This is a genomic window from Mesorhizobium sp. M2A.F.Ca.ET.039.01.1.1 (assembly GCF_003998035.1).
GTDB lineage: Bacteria > Pseudomonadota > Alphaproteobacteria > Rhizobiales > Rhizobiaceae > Mesorhizobium.
This window is the reverse complement of the sequence record NZ_RZRY01001354.1, coordinates 1-814: the sequence shown is the minus strand read 5'-3', so window position 1 is coordinate 814 and position 814 is coordinate 1. Positions and strand designations below refer to the sequence as shown.

At 64.7% G+C, this 814-nt stretch carries 1 protein-coding gene and 1 pseudogene; both read left to right on the top strand.

Going from position 1 to position 814, the window contains the following annotated elements; translation table 11 throughout:
* A pseudogene (locus EOA24_RS39830) lies at positions 1-445 on the top strand (hypothetical protein); the annotation flags it as partial.
* Positions 446-530: 85 nt separating this feature from the next.
* A partial coding sequence (locus EOA24_RS39825) for a redoxin family protein (protein ID WP_127410920.1) occupies positions 531-814 on the top strand: 284 nt, incomplete at its 3' end.

The following is an 814-nucleotide window of genomic DNA, read 5'->3' as shown; positions in this document are numbered from 1 at the left end:
GTCTTCGCCCGGCCAACCTGCGACGATTGACGCTCATGTCTTCCTCGGCATCTGCGAGACGATCTGCATTCCGGTGCAGACCCGGCTCAGCGTCGACCCCGGCTCCGATCCCGACAATGCGACCGACGCCGCGCTGGTAAAAACCGCGCTTGCGACGCTGCCTTCCCCGGCCCGGTCCGATTTCGGCATCAACGTGCTGCCCGGCGACCACGAAACCCTTGTCGTCCAGGCGCAGTCGCCCGGGGATCCGGAATCGGTCGACTTCTTCATCGCCGGCGAGCGCGACTACATGTTCGGCGCGCCGGTGCGCAGCCAGAAGGACGGCAAGCTCGTCTTCACCGTGCCGATCCTCGACCGGCCGTCGGCGACGCCGAGCGATGGCGGGCTGTATTACACGCTGACCAGCGCCGAGGGTTCGGTCGACGGGTTGCTGCCTTTCCCTTGATCCAGCATTAGCGCAACGGTTGCGGGAAACTGTCCGGTCCGATATCGAAAGCATCAATCTTCCCCATCTCGCAAGCGAGGAACCCATGACCATTTCGGTTGGCGAAAAACTGCCCGCATCGAACTTCAAGGTGATGACCGCCGACGGCGCCAAGCCGATCACCGGCGACGAGATCTTCGCCGGCAAGAAGGTGGTGCTGTTCGGCGTCCCCGGCGCCTTCACGCCGACCTGCAGCAACAACCACCTGCCCGGCTATCTCGAGAACCATGACGCCATCCTCGCGCGCGGCGTCGACACGATCGCCGTGGTTTCGGTCAACGACGTCCACGTCATGGGCGCCTGGGCGCACTTCACCGGCGGGGGAGGGAA